This is a genomic window from Acinetobacter sp. YH01009 (genome assembly GCF_013420765.1).
GTDB classification, from domain to species: domain Bacteria; phylum Pseudomonadota; class Gammaproteobacteria; order Pseudomonadales; family Moraxellaceae; genus Acinetobacter; species Acinetobacter amyesii.
Genome location: NZ_VOYE01000005.1, coordinates 125,626 through 145,262, shown reverse-complemented (window position 1 = coordinate 145,262; position 19,637 = coordinate 125,626). Strand labels below are relative to the sequence as shown.

Below are 19,637 nucleotides of genomic sequence, written 5' to 3'. Positions count from 1 at the left end.
TGGCAATTACTAAGTTTAAGATTCCTTTTTAGGTTCAGAAGAACTGTCCCAAATAAAAGCCTCATTAAAATCAGAAGTAAAACCAGATGTGATATCTAATTCAGAATCTAAATCTACTGAATCTGTAATTTTAGATGAATCATCTAAATCATTAGAAATACACATAAACTACCTGTTTTTTGTTCTAAGAACGTCAATGTGATCGTCCGATTACATAATACATGGTATATACGAAGTAAACCATACGAAATTGTTAATCGCTTTTGTATCCGTATATACCGTTTTTGAAGTGAAGCTTAAAATATTAAGGCATGTTCATCTTGATTTTTAATAGGCTTTTTAATACCTATTTCTAATGACACGGCGCTATTCTTAATCTCCTTATCAAGAGATGGTTTACCGACTTCAGTCATAAAATAATCTACACCTTTTGGCTCTTTAGACTTCAAGTTTAAAAATGCAGTTTCAATTTTAGTCGTAGTATCCAACTCTTTAATAAAGTCTGAAACCTGATCCAACTTCAGAGGGAATCTAAATTCATTTCGCGCTGGTTCTGTAAAATTAATATTCAAGGATGATGGATTATTTGGATTTCTAGGATCAGAAAAAAGATTGGTATTACCCATAAGTTTGCTCAGTTGTTTAGATACCGACTGAACTGTTACGCCGTACCCATCATGGCCATTGAAGTAGAAGGTAATTTTTGCTTTTTTATACGGGAACTCAATTTTAGTGCCAGCATAATTTGATCTAGAAAACTCAGTCGAATCACTGAGGTTATTTAAGAAATTAGAAATGTCATTAACTTGTTTGAAAGTTACTTGATTCTCTAGTGAATCCTCAAAAATATTGGTTGGAGTATTTGAAGGCAATAATAATGCACGATTACGCATACCGTCAGCATCAGTGAAGATTACTGTTGAATAGCGTATATCTAACGAACTTACAATTTTATGAGCTTTGAACATGTTACCTGTTAATGTAATAGCTTGACGCGTTACATCTCCAGACGGCGCATTTTCAAAATTCTTTCTTGTATGTTTGGCAAAGCTCACATCATCACTTAACAGGTGAGGTAAAATTTGCCTGTTTGCAAGCTGCTGTTGAACTCGCGAAGCATTTGAGTAAAAGTCCTTGTTATGAGATTTCAAGAAGTCTTTACCCACATCACTTACCGGGACTATAAAATTAATATCTGGATCAGAGTTATCCATTGAATATTTAATTAATGGCACTTTAAAAGACTTTTTATCTCCAGGATATACAAGGTCCATTTTAATTGCATTTGGCGTGATCGCCGTGAGGCGTAGGGGAGGAAGATCTAATCTTAGTAGTGCACCAATTCTGTGTTCTGGTGCGACATCATCTTCAAAAAGAGTAGGCTTTGGAATTTGGAATAGAATTCCATGTGCTGTATGGCCATTACTTTCATTCTGAGCCATAGAACGCGAAAAATGTTTTAAATCTAAAACCATTCGATACATACGTTCAAAATTGGACGTTAAGATTTCATCATTCGCTAAATAAACAGCTTCAGCTACTTTCTGAAAACCTGTAGAAGTATGATCATCAGGTGCACGGAATTGAATATCAGCAAAGTTGGTAATTGAATCTCTATCAATACCAAAGTGTTTAAATATCATTTCTTCATGCGGTTTAAGGAGATCAGATCGTAATTCTCCCTTTTTATTGAAAAGCTTTTGACGAGCAAATCCTTCGTACTTTTGGAACATTAAAGCTTCAAAGTTATACGTATAGTGAATTAATCCATGTACTGTTTCATTAATATTTTGATTAATGCGTTGAAATTGCCGTTTTAAGTAATCGTCACTTTCTTTAAACATAAGACGAAGGTTTTCAGAACGTAAAGGTTCAACGTGCTCTATATATCTTAGACCTTCAAAGCGTACTGGCAAATCAAAGGTATTAATCTTAGCTGCATCCGATTCGCTAGTTAAAGTAAAGAAATTATCCTTAATTTGAAAATCACGAATAGTTTTTGCTTTCCAGTCTAAGAAGTTAGTTTTTAATGGGTTGCGACCCAATAAATCCAACTCACGGATCTTGTCGTTATAGTCAACAACTAGGTCTTGATATACCTGTTCTTGTTGATTGATCGGCATTAAAATTAACTTTGATAGCAATTGGTTTACATGATAATTCTGAGCTGTACGATGTGAGTAGCTTTTCTCATCATCTTCAATATTGATATCCAGTGTATTGGCCAAGTTCACATTGTTTTTTAGATAGTCCAATGCAACTCTATTACCGATGAAATTGAGCATATCAGGATAGTCATTTTCATTAAATTTAGTTTCAGCATTCGCAGAGACGTTTGCAGACAATGTTGAAAGCTTACGCATCATCATCAAGTGCATACGTGTTTCAGCTGGAATACCAGAATCGATTGTAGTCATGATTGGGTGAGATACTTCACCACGGCGTCCAACACGTCCAATCATTTGAATTGTATCTGTAGAGTTTTCTGGCTTTTGTAAGAAAAATAACTCACGCTGTCTCAAATGATCCGATGGAATTGTTGGATCTGGATTCTTCGCTGCATGTAAAGAAATACCCGTACAGCCTGAACGAGTTACGATAGTTGCATCTAATTCACCAGACTGAAATTTTGACTGAACTAAAATTTTACCTTGAGTATTATTATTTACCTGTTTGTTAACTTGCCATTTCCCATTTGACATCTCAGTTAAGAAAACACTACGACCAGAAATCTCATCAATCTTAAATCCAGCTTTTGTTACCTTGTTTCTAATCACATCTAAAGGCATTAACGGCAAGTCTGGGAATTGATCAATCTTATCGCGAATACGATCTAATACAGCTTTATATGGACTAGGAATTTCATTACCGGCTTCATCAATGTGTATTTCATTACTTAATTTTTTAATGAAAGAGTTGCCATAGTTATCTTGCGCCTTAACAATATCAATGCGATCTAACATAACACCAAGCAAATCACGGAATTGAGGCAACTGGTCTAAAACTGATATTTGATCTTGCAAATAAGCACTACGTTGATCTTCTAGTTTATTAAGCTCTTTCTGAAGCTTTTTAGCTGCCTTCTCATCTCCAGAATCACGCTCTTCTTTCACCATTAAAGCCTGTAATTCATTTTCTAAAAATTCAATTTCGGCTGAAACAGATTTGAAGGTATTGAATTGCTTTTCCTTTTCAGGAGAGTCGGCAAGTACGTCTTGCGCCGTATTAGCCTTCATGAGTGATTCTAAACGTTCTTGCATCAGAATATTGAATAGGCTTTCACCGGTATTCTCCAGGCCAATCACTGGTTTTCGTCCTTCATTAAGCGCGTTAATCACGGCATCACAAGTTGAATCCGTTTTTAAGGCTAAGAGGAACTGTTTTTGAATCTGATACATTCGAGATCCAAAGTTCATAATACTAAGACTTAATCTATTTTCTGGATCATCTGAATCTTGACTAAATTGAAGCTGGGCATTTGCATCAAAATCGCTTGCAATGTTTTCTAATGCATCGTGTCTAATATCTTTAGAGAATTTGACCATATCAGCCAAAATGTCTGAAAGAACATCTGAAAAATTGTGATACTTTTTAATTTCGACTTCATTTGGTACATAGGTCTTAATATCAATGTGTGAGAGATCTTGCTCTCTTCGGATCATTGCAGAACTATCTACCAACCCTTCTGAAATAAATTCAAGAATTGGACCGTCAGCGTTTTCAATCACTTTTTGAAGATCTGTACGAGTTACTGACTCTGGAAAGAGTTTATGGAAGAACTCTAAGTTTTCAGGTCGCTTAATCCCTGTAGCTGATTGGAAGTTAATTAGATTGGTTTGTTCAATCACATCCAGAAAGAACTGACTTGTAGCTGACTTTAAAGAAGCTGCTCGATGAGCTTCATCAAAAACTAGAATTGTATTTTGATTAATAAAATTCGTTAATAAAGCGCGTTTTCGGTTAGGCCTGTTGAATTGGCTATAAGTACCTAGTACCAAATCATGTTGAGCTGGTATAGCGGTAAGATCGCGTGGTATATCCTGTCCACGGAACAAAACTTCCTCAGTACCGAATCTATTTATGATTGCATCAGAGTTAAAGATAAATGGATTTTGGAAGAATTTATCACTGTCAGTTGCAACAATATCGCGCCAAATGTCATTCAATAACTGAGTGGTATCGGTAAGGAATACCGGTGCAACACCTCTAATGGCACTATAACGTAGGGAAGCAGCTGCCACACGCCCTTTACCCAAACCAGTTTGATCACCAATTAGAACAGGCATATTTTGATCAAAACGTAAAATAACGTGCGCCACAGCATCTACCTGTTCACAGGCATAAGCTGATTTAAGAGCATCGAAGTTTTCATACTGCAGTTTATGAGCAACATAAGCATCAACAATGGTTGGGTAATCACCGTTTTCTACTTGCGCCGTATAGTTAACTGAAGATTGCTCTGAAATATTATCAATATAATTTAAAAGAAGTGAATTGGCCTGGTTAATAGCCCTTACTTGGTTTTTAGGAACCAAGGCGATCGGCTCTGAAGCTTTGGACATTGGTATATACTTAACCTGATATATATTTTCATCCTTTGGCTCATTTGAATTGTCAGCATTAGGTACTTGAACAATAGGTTGCAACTCATTAGTGTTTTGAGCATTTGCTATGTTGCCTAAATCTATGCTTTCTTCATCATTTAGGTTTAGAGGAATAACAGGCTCTACGGGTAACTCTGGATCTTCAGATTGATTTAAGTCCTTATGATCATCAGCACTACTTTCTGTATCTAAATTCTCTTCATTCTCTTCATTATTTCCTGGGTCTGCAGTTGGTTGACCATCGTCATTTACAATAGCATCAGGATCTAAGTCTGAATCATTAGGATTGTCGAAGGTAGGAGTAACTTCAGTCGTTTGTGGTACGTCATCCACTGCAGAAGAAGTACTAGTCTCATTGACCTCTACAGTACCAAAATCAAATTCTACTTTTTTATTAGCCTTTTTCTTTTTTCCAAAGGAAGGTTTTTTAGCTTCCTGTTCTTTAAGTTCCTCTTGTTTCTTTTCGACATCAGCATCAAACATAGAAACTGCAGATGTTTGATTTACAGTTGATGCTATGTTCTGCAATTGTGATACAGGTTGATCATCACCTAAGCCAGACAGTAAATCATCATTATCATCTGAGGGTGTATTGGGTTCAGGTACAGTAGGGGACGGTTCTAATTTAGATTCTTGAATTGGTGAATTTATTGGTGAATTAAAATACAAATCTTTTGTTGGATTTAATCGGTTATAAATTACATTATTCGACCAGTCCCATAATTCATCATAATCAGAAATAAGCTTAAGCTTTTCTGGAACTATTGAACTTTGATATGTATCAAGTAGCTCCTGTTCATTTTTTCTATCTCCAACAACAATCATGCGTACATTTTGATTAGCGCCGTTACGTGCATATGCACTTCCATGAATTTCAACAGCACCTTCAACTTGATAATGCTTATGCAAGTAATTAAATAGATTTTTTGATTTCTTTTCCAAAGTACCATCAGATATTTGCTTGTCTGCACCTATAATAAATACTGATCTTCCCAAGTCATTTCGGGCATTCAAGGATTTAATGATGATTGCATGATCAAGTTTATCTGTACTAAACCATACGTTCTCAGATGCTTGAATCAATTTTGGTTCAGGATCAACACCATTCCTTTGTTGAACACGTATCTGAGCAACACGCATTAAGCTATCCATAGCACCAAATGGTGGATTGGCAATAACATAATCAACTTTTTGTTTAAAAGCTTGTTCAAAATCTAACTGTGTAGCATCAGCTGTTATAACTGTGCATTCAAAATTTTGTGTAAGCGATTTTGTGCGATCAGCGCGTTTAGGATCTAGCTCGACTGCAAATATGGAAGCGTTTTGTTCTCGACTCAATAATCCGATTAAAGATCCATTGCCAACGGTCGGTTCAAGTACGCTATAGTTTTGCTTAGTGCGATTATCGCCTTCAATCAGTAAACGTTGTGCTACTAAAGACATTGGAATTGGGGTGGAATACTGTTGCAGCATCCTGATTGTGTTATTTCGCATTGTCTTAGTAGGCATACGATTATAGAGCGCCAAAGCAGTATTAAAGGAGCTGGAATCAAATTCCATTTCGCCTAGTCTTTCCACCAATACTGTTTCTAAGGCTTCTTCAGCCATATGTATCTGTTTATCTGAAACTTTAGATATATCTACATCAGCATTTTTTGCTTGAGTAATTAAAGCCAAAAACTTTAAGAAATCATTATGTGTGTGACTTTTATTTTCAATCTCTAATTGATAAACATATCCACGAAGACATTCTTTTAAATCTTTATACTTGGCTGCACGTAAATATAAACTTGATGGTTGGTCATTGGGACCTTCAGGAATTTGAGTACCCTGAGAGTTTAAATAAAAACGATTATATGATGAAGCAAAAATACGATTGCCATCAGAGTTATAACCCAAAGGGGTAGAGCTATTAAGTGCAACATCCAAACGTTGTGGTACTAATAATTTAGCTTGCTGATTAAATAGATCGTGTAGCTCTTGGCGAGTTGCATAAATATTACGTATGAATTCAACTGGAATCCCTAATTGCTCATGAAACAATCTTGGCTTCAAGGTTTCATTCATAGTGTACTGATATAGATGGCCATCAAAATGAGGGTAATCTTCAAACTGCAGGGGAGAAAAACCCAAATTTGATAAATTATCTTTTGATAATTTTTTTTGAATATCTAATAACAATAATTGACTATCATTTTGCCCAACACGGCGTACATCCAGATATACACCAGCTTGTGATAAATCTAACCATTTAATTTTTTCATTTAAATCATTCGTAGCCATGATTCTTTTAACCTAAATATCAAATATTTATAAAATGTCAGAGTGTTAAACCGTCATAACTAGACGTGTTTTCTTTCGTCTTTTCCTTTTCCTTCGTTGGCTCAAGGTTTTCCTGACGTAAAGTTCTCATCAATTGTTCAGGATCAGGCAAAAGATCATGCTTAAAATTATGTGATAAAGGGCTATCGATTGATGCCTTATGTTCTTGAATATACTCAACCGTAATATCAGAGAACTCAAGACTATTCATTCTTGTTTGAGTTAATTCAACTGGTTCAATAAAAGATACAAAGCAGTTATTTGAGTTACGTTGGTGTGGTTGAATAACAATAAATGCTTCAGCAAACTTCTGTTTCGCGTGAGTCAGTTTATTCATAGTCTGACGATCAACAAGACTTAAAAATTGTGGGTTTAAATCATGGGGTTTAGGTTCACCATTGGAATCCAAATAATTATTTACTAAAGGAGGGGCATTTAATCCACGCACTCCTAGTCCATTACGTAGGTCAATTTCAGGATCTACCTTCCTAAAGCCAGCATGTGGAGTTTTATTATTAAAAAATTTCTTCAAAAAAGTATCTTTGTAGAGTGCTCCAAGTTGTAATTGCTGACCATGGTAAATTTCCGGTAAAAGTTTCTGACTCACTAATCCAGCATATAGTTTTTTCAAATTTCTATTTTTGTTAGCATCGACATCTTCATTAAAAAATATTTTAACTTTTCGATCACCAAGCAATGCAAAAAGTGCAATTCTGGCCTGGTCCATTACATATACATTTTGAGCTTGTTTTTGATGTTGCTCTTTTTCAACTTCTGTCGAAGGTACAAAGTTAGGATTGTAGGTAGATGTATGGAAATCATCACCATTTAAAATATCTTTTATGCTGTCAATTGGTGCCTTTGCAATCCTGTATTCTTTTTGGCTTTTTGAAACACCACCTGTATTTAACATCGGATCAGGTGTGGCAAACTGTTTAACGCTCTCGCGGTTCGCCGTGTCAAAAGTAGGAATAAGTGGAATTGTCGTTAATACAGAACCGTTTTCATATCTAACAACGAGTTTAGAAAAAGGAATCCTTTCTGGTTGATCTTCAGTTGAATTACTTAGAGATTTGATAAGCGTTTGAAGGTTGTTTTTAATGATAGCGTTGTGTAGAGCTGGTGAGTTAAGTTTTACATTAGGTACTTGTAAGTGAGCTGCGTCTTCAATAATTTGTGCTTTAACATAAAAATCACCTGATCTCTGTTGATGTACATTGATAGAAGCTACAGATTTTATTAATTGTGAATTTGGACTATTGCTCATAACGTTACACCATTGAGCAACATATGATTTGTATTCACCTAGTTTTTCATTCTGAACTTCATCGCATTTATCAAAACAAATAATTCGTCCACGGTTTAAACCACGATTATGAGTATCAAGTGAAGTCCGTTGATTACGGCCAGTATCAAATTTAGTGTGAACATCTTCGATCGATACCGCATCAGAATGGTTTTTATTGAGTTTGTTAATAATATTTGTAAATTCTTCTGAAGAACTCATACGAACTCGAATATGCTCATTGGTAGCCATGTCAAAGCCATAAGCATAAAGTTCATCTTGTTCATCATGTTTGTAAAACTTATCTACACTCATGATGATACGTTTGATTGTATTATCACGTTTAGCCATTACTGGAATTCCTAGATCTTTATATTTTTAAATAGCTGGTCTTTGACTCATGCTCCTTATAAAATACTATAAAAATAGTCCGGTATATACTAAACATGCCAAATAAAAAAAATTAATCTTAAAAAATCTTATGAGTAAATTTTGAAAAGAAAATTTTGTATATTTGCTACGCATATTAAGGGAAGTATATTAGAGCCGTTTTTTATTGTTTGTATTCAATAGCTTGCAAGACACTTAATGAAAGTTACATGCCATACCAGTGAATTTTAAATTTATTAGAGCGAATTTTAAATTCAAAAGGGAGGGGAAAACAGTGAAAAATAGCCAATTTTAATGATTTTTATCCACAAACATCATAAATTTTATACACAGTATAAATACTTGTTTTAATGATGCTTTTTTATAAATTACACAAAATATTGTACATATTTTAAATTTAAGCTATTAAGCACTAACTCACAAGAAATATCAACCTAATGTATTGTATATATTGAATAATATTTTTAAAATAAAAATTAATAGCGCATTTTAAATTCTTTATAGCGCATTTTAAATTTGCAAAACTGTGGATAACTTTGCAAGTAAATAGAAAAATTACTAGCAATCTATACCAACAAAACCGTTATATTATTGATTTTATTCATTATAACGCTAATATAGCGAATTTTAGATGACAATAAATAGTTTTGATTTAAAGTTCGCAGTTATTAAATAATTATCTTATAAAACAATAATTTACAGGCTTTTTTTATTGCGAAAAATCTTCGCTTAATAATCAATAAAACTATTATTAATCAATATCTTACTGTTTTATCGATGAATTTTAGATGACATTTAAGTTATTGTTGAATGTAAACTTCGCCAATACCAATGCTTAATTATTTATAATCAATATCTTATAGGTTTATCAATGATTTTTAGATGACAACGCTAAAATTAATTGGGTGCAAAATTCGCTAATAAATACATTTAAACATTAATATTCAACATTTTACGTATTTATGAATGAATTTTAGATGACTATAGATAAAGGCAATATATTTATATAATACAATAGTTTATATATTTAGTGATGAATTTTAGATGACGGTGTTTGCATGGTGTGTAAAAGTTTTGGTTTAAACTTCGCTGGTAGATACTTTTAAAGCTTTATAAACAATAGGTTACGAATTTATGAATGAATTTTAAATGACTATTAAATAATTATAAATATTCATATATAACAACACTTTATTGAATTAGTGATGAAATTTAGATGACAAATTTTAGAGCATATATAAATTGGTTATATATGGTAAAAACGCCGTGCTGATACTTATCGATGTCTTATCTGCCCACAGGAGATTATAACCTCACTATAAAACATACTATTTCTGAAATGATATGTTGATAATTGATCAAATAATGTGAGTTATCAAATCCTAAATTTAAGTGCTTTTAAGTGCTTGAGATAGAAAAAATAATATGTAAATATTATGAAATGGTAGTTTAAAAATATTACTATAATTTATGAGTTAAATTTAACGTAATTATATGTTTTATATAAGAACGTAACTCACAAAATGATAAGAAATTTTATTAAAATAAATAGGTTCTGCAGCTTATTAATGCTATAATTACGGTTCAGAATACCTAAGGGAATTCATAATATGCAATTTCAGTCATTCAGTCTTAAACATAAAAAAATGCTCGTTAATTCGAATGTGTTTAATACAAATTCGACCGATATTCTGGTAAAAGGAACTTTGACGGCTGAATTGTTTTTATTAATCGATAACTTAGCAGCTTTTAGTAATTCACAAGAGCGTGAATACTTGTTTTCTATTGATAAAATTAATTCTATTTGTGGATTATCTTTTACGGATAAAAATTTTAAAAGATTCATGCGTGAGGCTTGTGATCTTACAGTTACGATCGATACGGAGTTCAAAAAAGGGATTGCTCCAATGATTGATGAGATAAAGATGCTCAACAATGGTTCGATTTCTTTTAAAATTAATGAAAGTTTTGATTTCTTGCGAAGAAATGGTGCCTTTAAAAACCTACACTCTGAATTGCCTTTTAAGTACAACACAATACCATCTCAACATCCTGAGATAGGTCAACAAATAATGTTAATCGCTTAAAAGCTTCCGAATCGGAAGCTTTTTTATTTCATGTAAATTGGTGTAGTATATACATCGCTATATAGCAAAAAGACTACAACGTTTGTTGGGTTGCCAAAATATATACATTTTAGTTGTTTTTTTTAAATCAATCTCAAAGGGCAATGTGAATTGCCTGTACTGGAGCAATTATGCAAGATTCACAACAAGTCTGCATAAATTCTAAGATATCAATGGATGATATTTTAGGTCTAAAAACGTCTATTAAAGACTCATTAATCACAGCCGAAACAAATACCTTAGAGCTGCTGGGCTATGGTAATAAAATTAGTAATTATTTTATTGAGTCCTTCCTGGATAGACCAGTCATAGATCAAGTAATTTTTTATTTGATGCTTATATACGCAAAAAATCGCTTAGACATTCAAATTAAACAAGTCTTAGATGAAAAGCCGGAGTTGTCATTTCCTGAAGTGCTAAAGACAGCTAACAATTTTGTCATGAGTTTTGACTATGTAAGCCAAATTATTCAATATAGAAATAGTGCAAAGCGTGTCAGTGACAGTCGCATTAAAAAATTAGCATGGGAATTATTTGAAAATCTCCAGTCAGTAATGTTGCCAACTAGTTCACTAAATGAAATTAGCAAAACTTTATTTGGTAACGATCTAGAGGATGGCATTACACACAAAAGGTTGTTTTCAAGTATTTCTTATTTTGAACACGATGATAATTCGTTTATTTTTTATCAGCTAGAAGAAAAAGTTGCTGAAAGCCTGACAGAAATTGATTATATAAAAAATGGTAAGTACACAGCCATTGATACATTGATGGTTTTAAATATTAAAGAAAGATTAGATCTTTATATGTATAACCTAATGAAGATTAACGAGTTTAGAAGAGAGATTGTTTTATCATATGCAGATTTTAAGTCTCTAACCGAATTTTCTACTGAATTTAAATATAGACCAAGTGATTTTTATCATAAACGCCTGTTACCAGCATTGACAAGATTGAATGACGACTCAAGTGTTGAGCTTTATATTAAATCACAATATGAGCCTTGCAATAAACGAAGAAAAAACAGAGACCATTTTTGTAACTATCGTTTTAAAATAAGCTTAAAGCACGAATATAGTGAAGGTCTGAATTTATTAAAAAGCATTACTGATAAAATCGAAGATGAAAATGGTAAAAAGTTAAATATACCTGATCAATTGTTTATTGCAGCACTACGCATCAATGATGGTAAGGCAGATAAAGTAGTAGCAATTGTTAAAGATAGAATAGCAGCTTATGTTGCTAAACACGGGCCATCATATCTTGCTAAAAATTTAAATTTGATAGCGAGTTATATTGTGCAAGGCTTAGAAGATCTATATAAAAACAACCATTTTTTTGAGCGTTACCTACGTGATCTTAAACATAGAAATGGATTAATGTATCTTAAAGGTCGAAATACTAAAAAGTTAGTTATTGAAAACGGTTCAAATACAACATTCTCCAGTGAATTCCTAAATATTCGAGATAAGGTCGATATATTTACTTCTGAGATATTAATTTCAACTGAATTAACTTCTAAAACTACAGATGCCACGGTTATTATTGATTATAACTTTATTAGGCATTCAATTTTTAGAACACATCCACATCTTAAGCATCAAAGAAATGCTGACGAGCAAAAATATCTTGATTTAGTTCAAGAAAGTGTAAAACTCTGTCAAGTATTTTTTGGCATGGGCAATGAAAACGAAAAATCTTTAACTCAGACATATCTGACAGATCTATTGTTTGAAGATTTCTTTGAAGATGATTTTCACTTGAATTCAATGGTCTTGAAGAAACTGTTAAAAAAAGATATGGATTACTGGAAGTCTAATAGCAAAGAATTTTATAAGCTTTGGAAAATGGCAAATGAATTTAGCTTGCAACAGGGAGATAAAAATGTTGAATAAAAAGTTATTATCTTGTGGTGTTCTATCGTTCATATTTATCAGTGCCACTGTACATGCAGATCTTACGGATTGGTATAAAAAAACACCTTCAGCAACCGAACAACCTGTCCCAGACAAACCAATTGCTAAACCTGTTGAGAATCAAGCACCTCAAAATACTCAGTATTCACAACAGGGGGTTCAAAATAAACCATCATCTAATGTTCAAAATCGAGTTAATCAATCTAATTCTGCATATAACAACCAGAATCAAAATTCGAATTCTAGTTTAGAAGCTAGAATGAATGGATTGAATGCAACAATAGAAAATTTATCCAAATTTAATAATGGCAGCAAAGATAATCTAACAAATAATTATCTAAATATTGTTCAACTCATTGTTATTAGTGAAGCAACTAAAAGCCTGGATGGTAAGGATAATAGGGGATTAATCAACAATATGTTAGCTGGTGTAGTGAGTTGTCAAAACAAGTACAAAGTAAATGTCATACAACAGGTTAATAATCAACTTCCGAGGGATGTGGCTACAACGGTTCAGAAATACTTAGGGCAGAACAGCCAGTCTCTTTCAGGAAATTCAGAATGTCTAATCTAAGCAATTAAATTAATATTTTAAAGCCACCTTTAAAGGTGGCTTTTTTCTTTCTAAAAACAAAATATATGATTTATTAAAACACTTTGTATATACTGTTAAAAGTTTAACAGCCTTATTTAAATAGGTTTAACAGATGATTAGTGAATTGACTATTAAAAAGCTTTATTCGTTGCTTGATGATGAAGAGAAGGATATTTTAAAACTATCAATAATTGAAACCTATGGCGAAGATGTAGGCAAGAAAGTAGATAAGAATCCAGCTATTCAGGATTCTATAAATCAGTTAATTTACCACTATGTAAAATCTAAACATAGTGATCAAGTTGATAAGATTTTATTTGATGTCAATGAATCGGTAGATGATCAGCACCAGGCAGAAAAGATGGTTGATTCAGTCCAGGAAGAAGCACCAACAATCAAAAGCTTTACCGTAAATTCGAATTGTAAGTCGGAAATATCCGCTGAGCAATTGAACATATCTACGGAAGTACCGGTTGTTGCTGAAGCCAAAGCTGCACCCAACACAAATACAAATACAAATACAAATTCTGACGAAGAATCTAGTAGTAAAAATAATAATTCGATATTTAATTTCAATTTAATTTTAGATGGACGTTCGAAATCAAGCATTTATATTGATAAGTTATTAGGAGGATTGGATGAAGAAAGTCGTGAGATTGTGGTCAAATGTTTGCTTTACATCTCTATTTTTATTGCAATTATATCTTTAATTTTAATCATTCTTAACACCAGCAATATAAATCAGATTCAAAGCTTGTACGAGGAAGGGCATCGTAATTTTTTATTCCAATATACAGATGTATGCAATATAGATGTTAACTTAGCAAAGAATAATCCATGTGTAATTTCAGAAATCAACAAGCGGATCAGTGAGCTTAGCATTAGCAGATTTTGGAACACATTAGGCCTTGGGATATTCTCAATTTTATCTTTATTTTTCTTTTATCAGATATCTACATATAGACAAACTAAAGACAAAGCTTATAACTAACTTAAAACTGTTTATTCTATTTTTAAAAAGTGGTCTCATGACCGCTTTTTTGTTTTAATGGGTATTAAGGTATTGTATTGATTTGCTTTAAAAGTATAATGTTAATACTATTTAAGAAGAGACTTATAGTGCTTTTTAGAATACCTAAAACAGGTGAGATTGATTCAAGTGAACAATCGAAGACAGACCTTGTGCTTAAATCAACATATAACTTAATGGGGGTTTTAAACTTAATATTAATTATTTTTATTTCCCCTTTAATCATTGAGATAATTTTTAAATTAAACATTTATGAGATAACACATACCTATAAAGCCAGCTTTTTAATAGCTACATTAGTGTCATTTTTTGCTCTCGCAAGTTCTACTTATTACATCTTTCACGAAAAGCATATACCAACAAAAAAAATCATTTATCTTCACATAATAATGTCTATTATCAATACCTTGTGGTTAATTACTAATTTTATATTTTTTTATTTTTAGAGATTCTGTTTTATGGTGGAACAACAACAATAGCCTAAGCATAATTTATTTTTTCTTGGGTTCTTTTGTACTCATGGAGTAAAAATTTAAAACCACCTTAACTATTGCTTAAAAGTTTAAAAAATAATTGTTAAACCTATAATTAGTGATAATATATAATTAATTTAATGTTTTATAAAAGTATGTCATGACTAATACAAGTAATATTTATTTCTATGGTAATGATAAGGTACTAAAACTTGGTAAAAATCCAGCTTTAGTTACTATTTTCGATGTGTTCCCAGCAACACGATTGTCATTAAAAAAAATATTGAACCATAAGCATCAATGGGTTTCAAATAGCGGTTACTACATTCCAACCGAGATAAAAGGTGAATGGGTAAAAACTGTTACATTATGCATCCTTACATTAGGTGTATTAAGTTCGTATAGGAATGCTATTGCTGAGCAAAAAGGGATTTCTTTAAATGATGCAGAGTTGAATAAAGAGATTGATAGCTTATTGCCAGATTCATTATTCAATAATGCTTCAAGTATTCAAGATCTCAAGGCTGAATTGGTTAAGTTGCTACCACACCTATTAGAAGATTATTTATTACGTAATTTTGGAGAATACGAAAGCGTTATTACTAATGGGGTGGCTAAGCTCTTTATCGATAATGTTGATTCTTTGGACCAGCAGTTGGAAGTTGATCTAGATCCTGATAATCAATTATCTATGCTTAAATTTACAAAAAACAGCGAAGAATTAAAGAATACCAGTAATTATATTCTTGTGAATATTTCAGATATTGGTGAACAGATTAAAATCAATTTTACGAATAGCAAAGAACATGCTGATCATTTAAGTAGAATTATTTATACGTTGGTGAATGATTCTGGGTTTGATATAGAAAAGACTTATATTACCTTAAACGGTGATGAAGAAACCAAACAAGAAGTCTATAACTTCAAAACTTCAGCAAGCTTTGTAGATTTTTATAACTCGTTGCTATTAGAGGTATATTTCTATTTGGATCATGCCACCTTACTTGAGCATATAGAAGAATATCACTTGATTGATCAAACTTTAAAAACTGTTCAAGTGAATTTAGAAAATAAGCTTTCATATGTAATTGGCACATATAAAGAAAGTGGTGATTTAACTCAGTATTTTGCAAGTCGCGCAAAACTTCTGGATTTGGTTCATGAGTCGGCTAAAGTGTGCAAAATTGAATTAGATCCACATGCTTCAATCACTACTGTATCTGATATTTTGGTAGATCATAAAAAGGTATCCTTTAATACTACTGATACTTTTAAGCAAATTCAGTTTATTTAGGGGAAGAGCATGAAGTTCCTTATTAAATCTACACCGGATCAAGTTCTGGTTGATCTGAAAATGGATATACCAAGTATTATAAAGAACAATATTGTTCTGATGAAATATGATGATTACTTTCTGTATTTTAGTGATCAATATTTCCATTTATGTAATTTTAAAACGATTAAATTTTCAGATGGTGTAGTTGAAGGTACAAAAGCCGATCTTAATTTGTTCATATGGTTAGCAATGGCACACCAGGGCTACATAGAGCGAAAGTTGCTTCTAAGTAAAGAATATATTGAAGATTTAGAGCAATCTATTTCATCCATATTTGATCGGGATCTGGAAGCAATTGAGTGGTATATGGCCATACATCGATCCATTGACCTTTATATAAAGTCTAATGTAAATGATGTGGTTGAATTTCTGCCAGCAAATATCGTCCCATTAAATGAAATTACTGATTTCCTTAAACAATTGGATGAAGATAAATCAACTTCTATTGAAAAGTGTGATATGCCATCAGTTGTTTACAGCTGATAGTAATTTTTTCTACACAAAAAAAAGATCCTTTGAGGATCTTTTTTTTCATTGTTTATTATAAATTTGAAAGTAATTCGGGGTTTTCGCTAATAAATTGCTGAACAAAATCATTATCAATTTCTATATTTGGCGGTAAGTTTTCATGTTTACGTACTATTTCTTTAATGATATTTAAAGACTGGTTGTTAAATATTGCTGGTGGTGGAGTCATTTTATATGAGGAATCCATTAGATCAGACTCTTCATATTCGAATGAGCTTGTGTTTAGGTCAATATTGTTTATTTCAGCTGGTTGATTGTTTAGAAGCCCACGATCTTCAGCCAGTCGTGTAATGAAGTCATCAGAAATAAAATTTCTAAGTTCATGCAACATGCTGTCTACTAGTTTAAGCTTAATAAGACTTTTGGCAATCTTTCTGCAAGATAAGAATCCTTTTTTCATGTTTAACTCAATCAATTCGGCTGGAATTATTGGTTCGCATTTACCATTGCTGTTAACAATAACGTTTACATCGTCATTACTTAAATATCCAACAATATTCTTGAAGTAATTTCCATAAATGAATTTCTCAATTTTTTCTAATAATTCAACTTGCTCAGGATCACTTAAGCAAAATGAGATCGGTTTAAGTTTTCTGTTAAATGTTTTACTTAAACTTCCATTAATATTCTTTCTTTTAAGATCATCAGTTTTATTGCTCATTTTAAACACCTTTCAATATGTTTTAATACCTTTAAGACTATTATAAATGGTTTTAGCTAAAACACAAAAACGACACATTTAATTTTTAAAAAAAAACTTTTAGATTTTTTTTCGTATATACTAAGATGGTATCTATCTTAAAAGGTATAACAAGTGATAAATACTAGTGGTGGTGATGTGGATAAACCTATGAAAGAGAGTGATGAAACGAATATCATTGCTCAGCTTGAAGAGTGCTTAAACTCTGGTAAGTATGAAAACCGTATAGTCTTAATGGGTGAAGATGGTGTTCAATTAATTGGCAAGCCAGCTGCAATGCATATTTTGTCAATACAGGAAGTGAACGGGCTTATGATTGATCCCCATCCTATTATGGGTAAACAATTACGAGTTTGGACCGGTTTAAGTAAAACCAAAATGGCTATGCTTACAGGTATGCGTCAAAACATCCAATGGTCTAAATTTGAAAATAAACAAAAGCTGATAAGTAAGGAAGCTTGGACGCTGTTGCAGTTGCGATTAGGGATTCATCCTAAATATGAGTTGGTTCTTAAAAGCGATCAAAACGATGAGTGAATAGTATGAAAGTAAAATTAACATTAAATAGCGATGTGACTAAAGCTACATCTTTAAAGTTTGCTAAATCTAAAGAAATTGTTCCTGATACGGCGCGATATATGTATGTATTCTTTGGTGAGCAAATTTCTTTAAGCGATTTACTTGTTAATCTTACTAATTTTTTTCCATCTCTTAAGCTTACTAAAGATGAAAAGGAACTTACTGTTCAAATTCCAGGATCTAATCCTCAATTTGTTGAGTTTGTAGTAAATCTAAAATTATTGTCTATAAAGATTGGGAGACTCATGTTTGAGTTTGAGCGTGAACTCGTCACAAATCCAGAGGCGATCAACTCATTTATTAAGAGACATAATTTAAGTGGTTTTAATTTAATTGAGTTTAAAGATTTTCTTAGTCAACAAAAGTATATCGAAGCATTAGATTTATTATGTAAGCAATACGAAAACTTAAAAAAAATTTTTTATGTTTTACATTATGAACGCTACAGCCTTTTAGAATCACAAGGTTATATTTAGAGAACAAGCTTATGGATATGATAGATCCAACTAATGCCAATGCTGGTCTTTTTCTTGTAATTATTGCAACCGCCATAGCTACTATTTTAACTGGCTTTATTGTTGTGGCATTAATAGCTCGTTTTGGTTTTAAGATTAAGGTTTCTTTTTCAGGTTTTATAGCTGCAGCTACTTTATCTATTTTGTTCTTCATTGTTGCTGGTGCATTAGGACCAAGTGAAACCACAACCAAATTACCTATCATTCAACTTTATTCGGTTTTATTGTTTATTGGTACGATCGTATTTAATGTATTTTTACTTAAATTTTTCAAGCTAAAAAGCATTAACGAACAAGTATTAGCTGAATACAATAAGAGCACTTCAGAGTGCAGGGAACATTACAAAACAATTTTAAAAGAGCTTCAAGATATTGAGAAGTTAAAGATAGAAGAAAAGCTATCTTCACCGAGTAAATTTAAACAATTCTTTAAAATTAGTAATAAAGGATAACGTGATGTTAAATCTTAAAACGGTATGTACCTTGGCCCTAACAGGAACACTTTTGACTGGTTGTATGTCTACAACTGTAAACGGCGTGGGATCAACGCGCTCTCAAATCATGCTGTTTTCTGAAAAAGACTACTTACAACAAAGTATGCAGTCTTATAACAATATTATTACTGCAGCAAAACAACGAGGATTGATTGTTAACAATGCTCAGGTAAACCGTGTTTCGAAACGATTAATTGCACAGGTATCTCATTATCGTGCTGATGCTGTACAGTGGAATTGGGAAGTAAATACAATTAAAGATAACAGTATCAATGCCTTTTGTTTATCTGGCGGTAAGATTGGTGTGCTTACCGGTTCTATTACTAAAATTAATGCTACAGATGATGAATTGGCAGCACTGATCGGGCATGAGATCGCACATGCATTACGTGATCACGGTCGAGAAAAGGTGAGTAAAAAACTTTTAACTGGTTTGGGGGTTCTTGCTGCAAGTTCAGCTGGATTAGGTGATATTGCTGTTTCTGGCACTAGTCTTGTTGGTGATTATGGAATTAACTTACCTGGTTCTCGCAAATTAGAAACTGAGGCCGATTTATTAGGTTTAGAAATTATGGTACGAGCAGGGTATAACCCTCAAGGCGCTGTAAGTTTTTGGAATAAGGTTGTAGCTCAGGAAAAAGCAGGGACTAAAGTGGACTTTCTTTCAACTCACCCAGCATCTGAGAAGCGTATTGTTGCAATTCAAGAACACATCAACCTAATGAAAAATAGGAAATTATAATT

Annotated in this window: 14 protein-coding genes; 10 read left to right on the top strand and 4 right to left on the bottom strand. The window is 32.4% G+C overall.

Going from position 1 to position 19,637, the window contains the following annotated elements:
* Window positions 1–15 precede the first annotated feature (15 nt).
* From FTT76_RS07405 to FTT76_RS07395, 3 genes are all read right to left on the bottom strand, one after another.
* Entirely contained in the window at window positions 16–165 is a 150-nt protein-coding gene (locus FTT76_RS07405; RefSeq protein WP_180190322.1) for a hypothetical protein, read from the bottom strand.
* Between the two features lie 131 nt (window positions 166–296).
* On the bottom strand, window positions 297–6,887 hold the full coding sequence (locus FTT76_RS07400; RefSeq protein WP_180190321.1) for a strawberry notch C-terminal domain-containing protein: 6,591 nt from the start codon (window positions 6,885–6,887) through the stop codon (window positions 297–299).
* A 37-nt stretch (window positions 6,888–6,924) separates the two neighbouring features.
* Window positions 6,925–8,562: a hypothetical protein gene (locus tag FTT76_RS07395; RefSeq protein WP_180190320.1), complete on the bottom strand. Its 1,638-nt coding sequence runs from the start codon at window positions 8,560–8,562 to the stop codon at window positions 6,925–6,927.
* A 1,649-nt stretch (window positions 8,563–10,211) separates the two neighbouring features.
* On the opposite strand from FTT76_RS07395, the gene FTT76_RS07390 reads away from it, so the two are divergent.
* The 6 genes from FTT76_RS07390 to FTT76_RS07365 all read left to right on the top strand — a co-directional run bounded on the left by FTT76_RS07390 (window position 10,212) and on the right by FTT76_RS07365 (window position 16,560).
* Window positions 10,212–10,688 carry a hypothetical protein gene (locus FTT76_RS07390; protein ID WP_180190319.1) on the top strand — a complete coding sequence of 159 codons (477 nt, stop codon included), beginning with the start codon at window positions 10,212–10,214 and terminating at the stop codon, window positions 10,686–10,688.
* A gap of 170 nt (window positions 10,689–10,858) precedes the next feature.
* Entirely contained in the window at window positions 10,859–12,622 is a 1,764-nt protein-coding gene (locus FTT76_RS07385) for a hypothetical protein (RefSeq protein ID WP_180190318.1), read from the top strand.
* Window positions 12,612–13,217: a transporter gene (locus FTT76_RS07380; protein WP_180190317.1), complete on the top strand. Its 606-nt coding sequence runs from the start codon at window positions 12,612–12,614 to the stop codon at window positions 13,215–13,217. Before FTT76_RS07385 ends, FTT76_RS07380 begins: the two co-directional genes overlap by 11 nt.
* Before the next feature lie 133 nt (window positions 13,218–13,350).
* Window positions 13,351–14,229 (top strand): hypothetical protein, encoded by an 879-nt coding sequence (locus FTT76_RS07375; protein ID WP_180190316.1) that lies wholly within the window; start codon window positions 13,351–13,353, stop codon window positions 14,227–14,229.
* Between the two features lie 672 nt (window positions 14,230–14,901).
* Complete coding sequence (locus tag FTT76_RS07370; RefSeq protein ID WP_180190315.1) at window positions 14,902–16,035, top strand: hypothetical protein; 1,134 nt, start codon at window positions 14,902–14,904, stop codon at window positions 16,033–16,035.
* Between the two features lie 9 nt (window positions 16,036–16,044).
* Entirely contained in the window at window positions 16,045–16,560 is a 516-nt protein-coding gene (locus FTT76_RS07365; protein ID WP_180190314.1) for a hypothetical protein, read from the top strand.
* A 58-nt stretch (window positions 16,561–16,618) separates the two neighbouring features.
* Here the strand turns inward: FTT76_RS07365 and FTT76_RS07360 are convergent, their stop codons facing one another.
* Window positions 16,619–17,266, bottom strand: coding sequence for a hypothetical protein (locus tag FTT76_RS07360; protein ID WP_180190313.1), 648 nt, complete (start codon window positions 17,264–17,266; stop codon window positions 16,619–16,621).
* A gap of 189 nt (window positions 17,267–17,455) precedes the next feature.
* Here FTT76_RS07360 and FTT76_RS07355 point away from each other — a divergent pair, with 189 nt between their 5' ends.
* From FTT76_RS07355 to FTT76_RS07340, 4 genes are read left to right on the top strand one after another with little or no spacing between them, the layout of a single operon-like run.
* Window positions 17,456–17,842 carry a hypothetical protein gene (locus FTT76_RS07355; protein ID WP_180190312.1) on the top strand — a complete coding sequence of 129 codons (387 nt, stop codon included), beginning with the start codon at window positions 17,456–17,458 and terminating at the stop codon, window positions 17,840–17,842.
* A 5-nt stretch (window positions 17,843–17,847) separates the two neighbouring features.
* A complete protein-coding gene (locus tag FTT76_RS07350; RefSeq protein WP_180190311.1) occupies window positions 17,848–18,360 on the top strand; it encodes a hypothetical protein in 513 nt (170 codons plus the stop codon).
* An 11-nt stretch (window positions 18,361–18,371) separates the two neighbouring features.
* A complete protein-coding gene (locus FTT76_RS07345; protein WP_180190310.1) occupies window positions 18,372–18,851 on the top strand; it encodes a hypothetical protein in 480 nt (159 codons plus the stop codon).
* Window positions 18,852–18,855: 4 nt separating this feature from the next.
* Window positions 18,856–19,635, top strand: a complete 780-nt coding sequence (locus tag FTT76_RS07340) for a M48 family metallopeptidase (RefSeq protein ID WP_180190309.1) — start codon at window positions 18,856–18,858, stop codon at window positions 19,633–19,635.
* The last annotated feature ends 2 nt before the right edge of the window (window positions 19,636–19,637 follow it).

Coding starts and splice junctions, on each gene's coding strand:
- FTT76_RS07355 (WP_180190312.1), top strand. CDS start 17,456: ATGAAAGAGAGTGATGAAACGAATATCATTGCTCAGCTTGAAGAGTGC.
- FTT76_RS07390 (WP_180190319.1), top strand. CDS start 10,212: ATGCAATTTCAGTCATTCAGTCTTAAACATAAAAAAATGCTCGTTAAT.
- FTT76_RS07380 (WP_180190317.1), top strand. CDS start 12,612: ATGTTGAATAAAAAGTTATTATCTTGTGGTGTTCTATCGTTCATATTT.
- FTT76_RS07395 (WP_180190320.1), bottom strand. CDS start 8,562: ATGGCTAAACGTGATAATACAATCAAACGTATCATCATGAGTGTAGAT.
- FTT76_RS07385 (WP_180190318.1), top strand. CDS start 10,859: ATGCAAGATTCACAACAAGTCTGCATAAATTCTAAGATATCAATGGAT.
- FTT76_RS07405 (WP_180190322.1), bottom strand. CDS start 165: ATGTGTATTTCTAATGATTTAGATGATTCATCTAAAATTACAGATTCA.
- FTT76_RS07375 (WP_180190316.1), top strand. CDS start 13,351: ATGATTAGTGAATTGACTATTAAAAAGCTTTATTCGTTGCTTGATGAT.
- FTT76_RS07370 (WP_180190315.1), top strand. CDS start 14,902: ATGACTAATACAAGTAATATTTATTTCTATGGTAATGATAAGGTACTA.
- FTT76_RS07360 (WP_180190313.1), bottom strand. CDS start 17,266: ATGAGCAATAAAACTGATGATCTTAAAAGAAAGAATATTAATGGAAGT.
- FTT76_RS07350 (WP_180190311.1), top strand. CDS start 17,848: ATGAAAGTAAAATTAACATTAAATAGCGATGTGACTAAAGCTACATCT.
- FTT76_RS07365 (WP_180190314.1), top strand. CDS start 16,045: ATGAAGTTCCTTATTAAATCTACACCGGATCAAGTTCTGGTTGATCTG.
- FTT76_RS07345 (WP_180190310.1), top strand. CDS start 18,372: ATGGATATGATAGATCCAACTAATGCCAATGCTGGTCTTTTTCTTGTA.
- FTT76_RS07400 (WP_180190321.1), bottom strand. CDS start 6,887: ATGGCTACGAATGATTTAAATGAAAAAATTAAATGGTTAGATTTATCA.
- FTT76_RS07340 (WP_180190309.1), top strand. CDS start 18,856: ATGTTAAATCTTAAAACGGTATGTACCTTGGCCCTAACAGGAACACTT.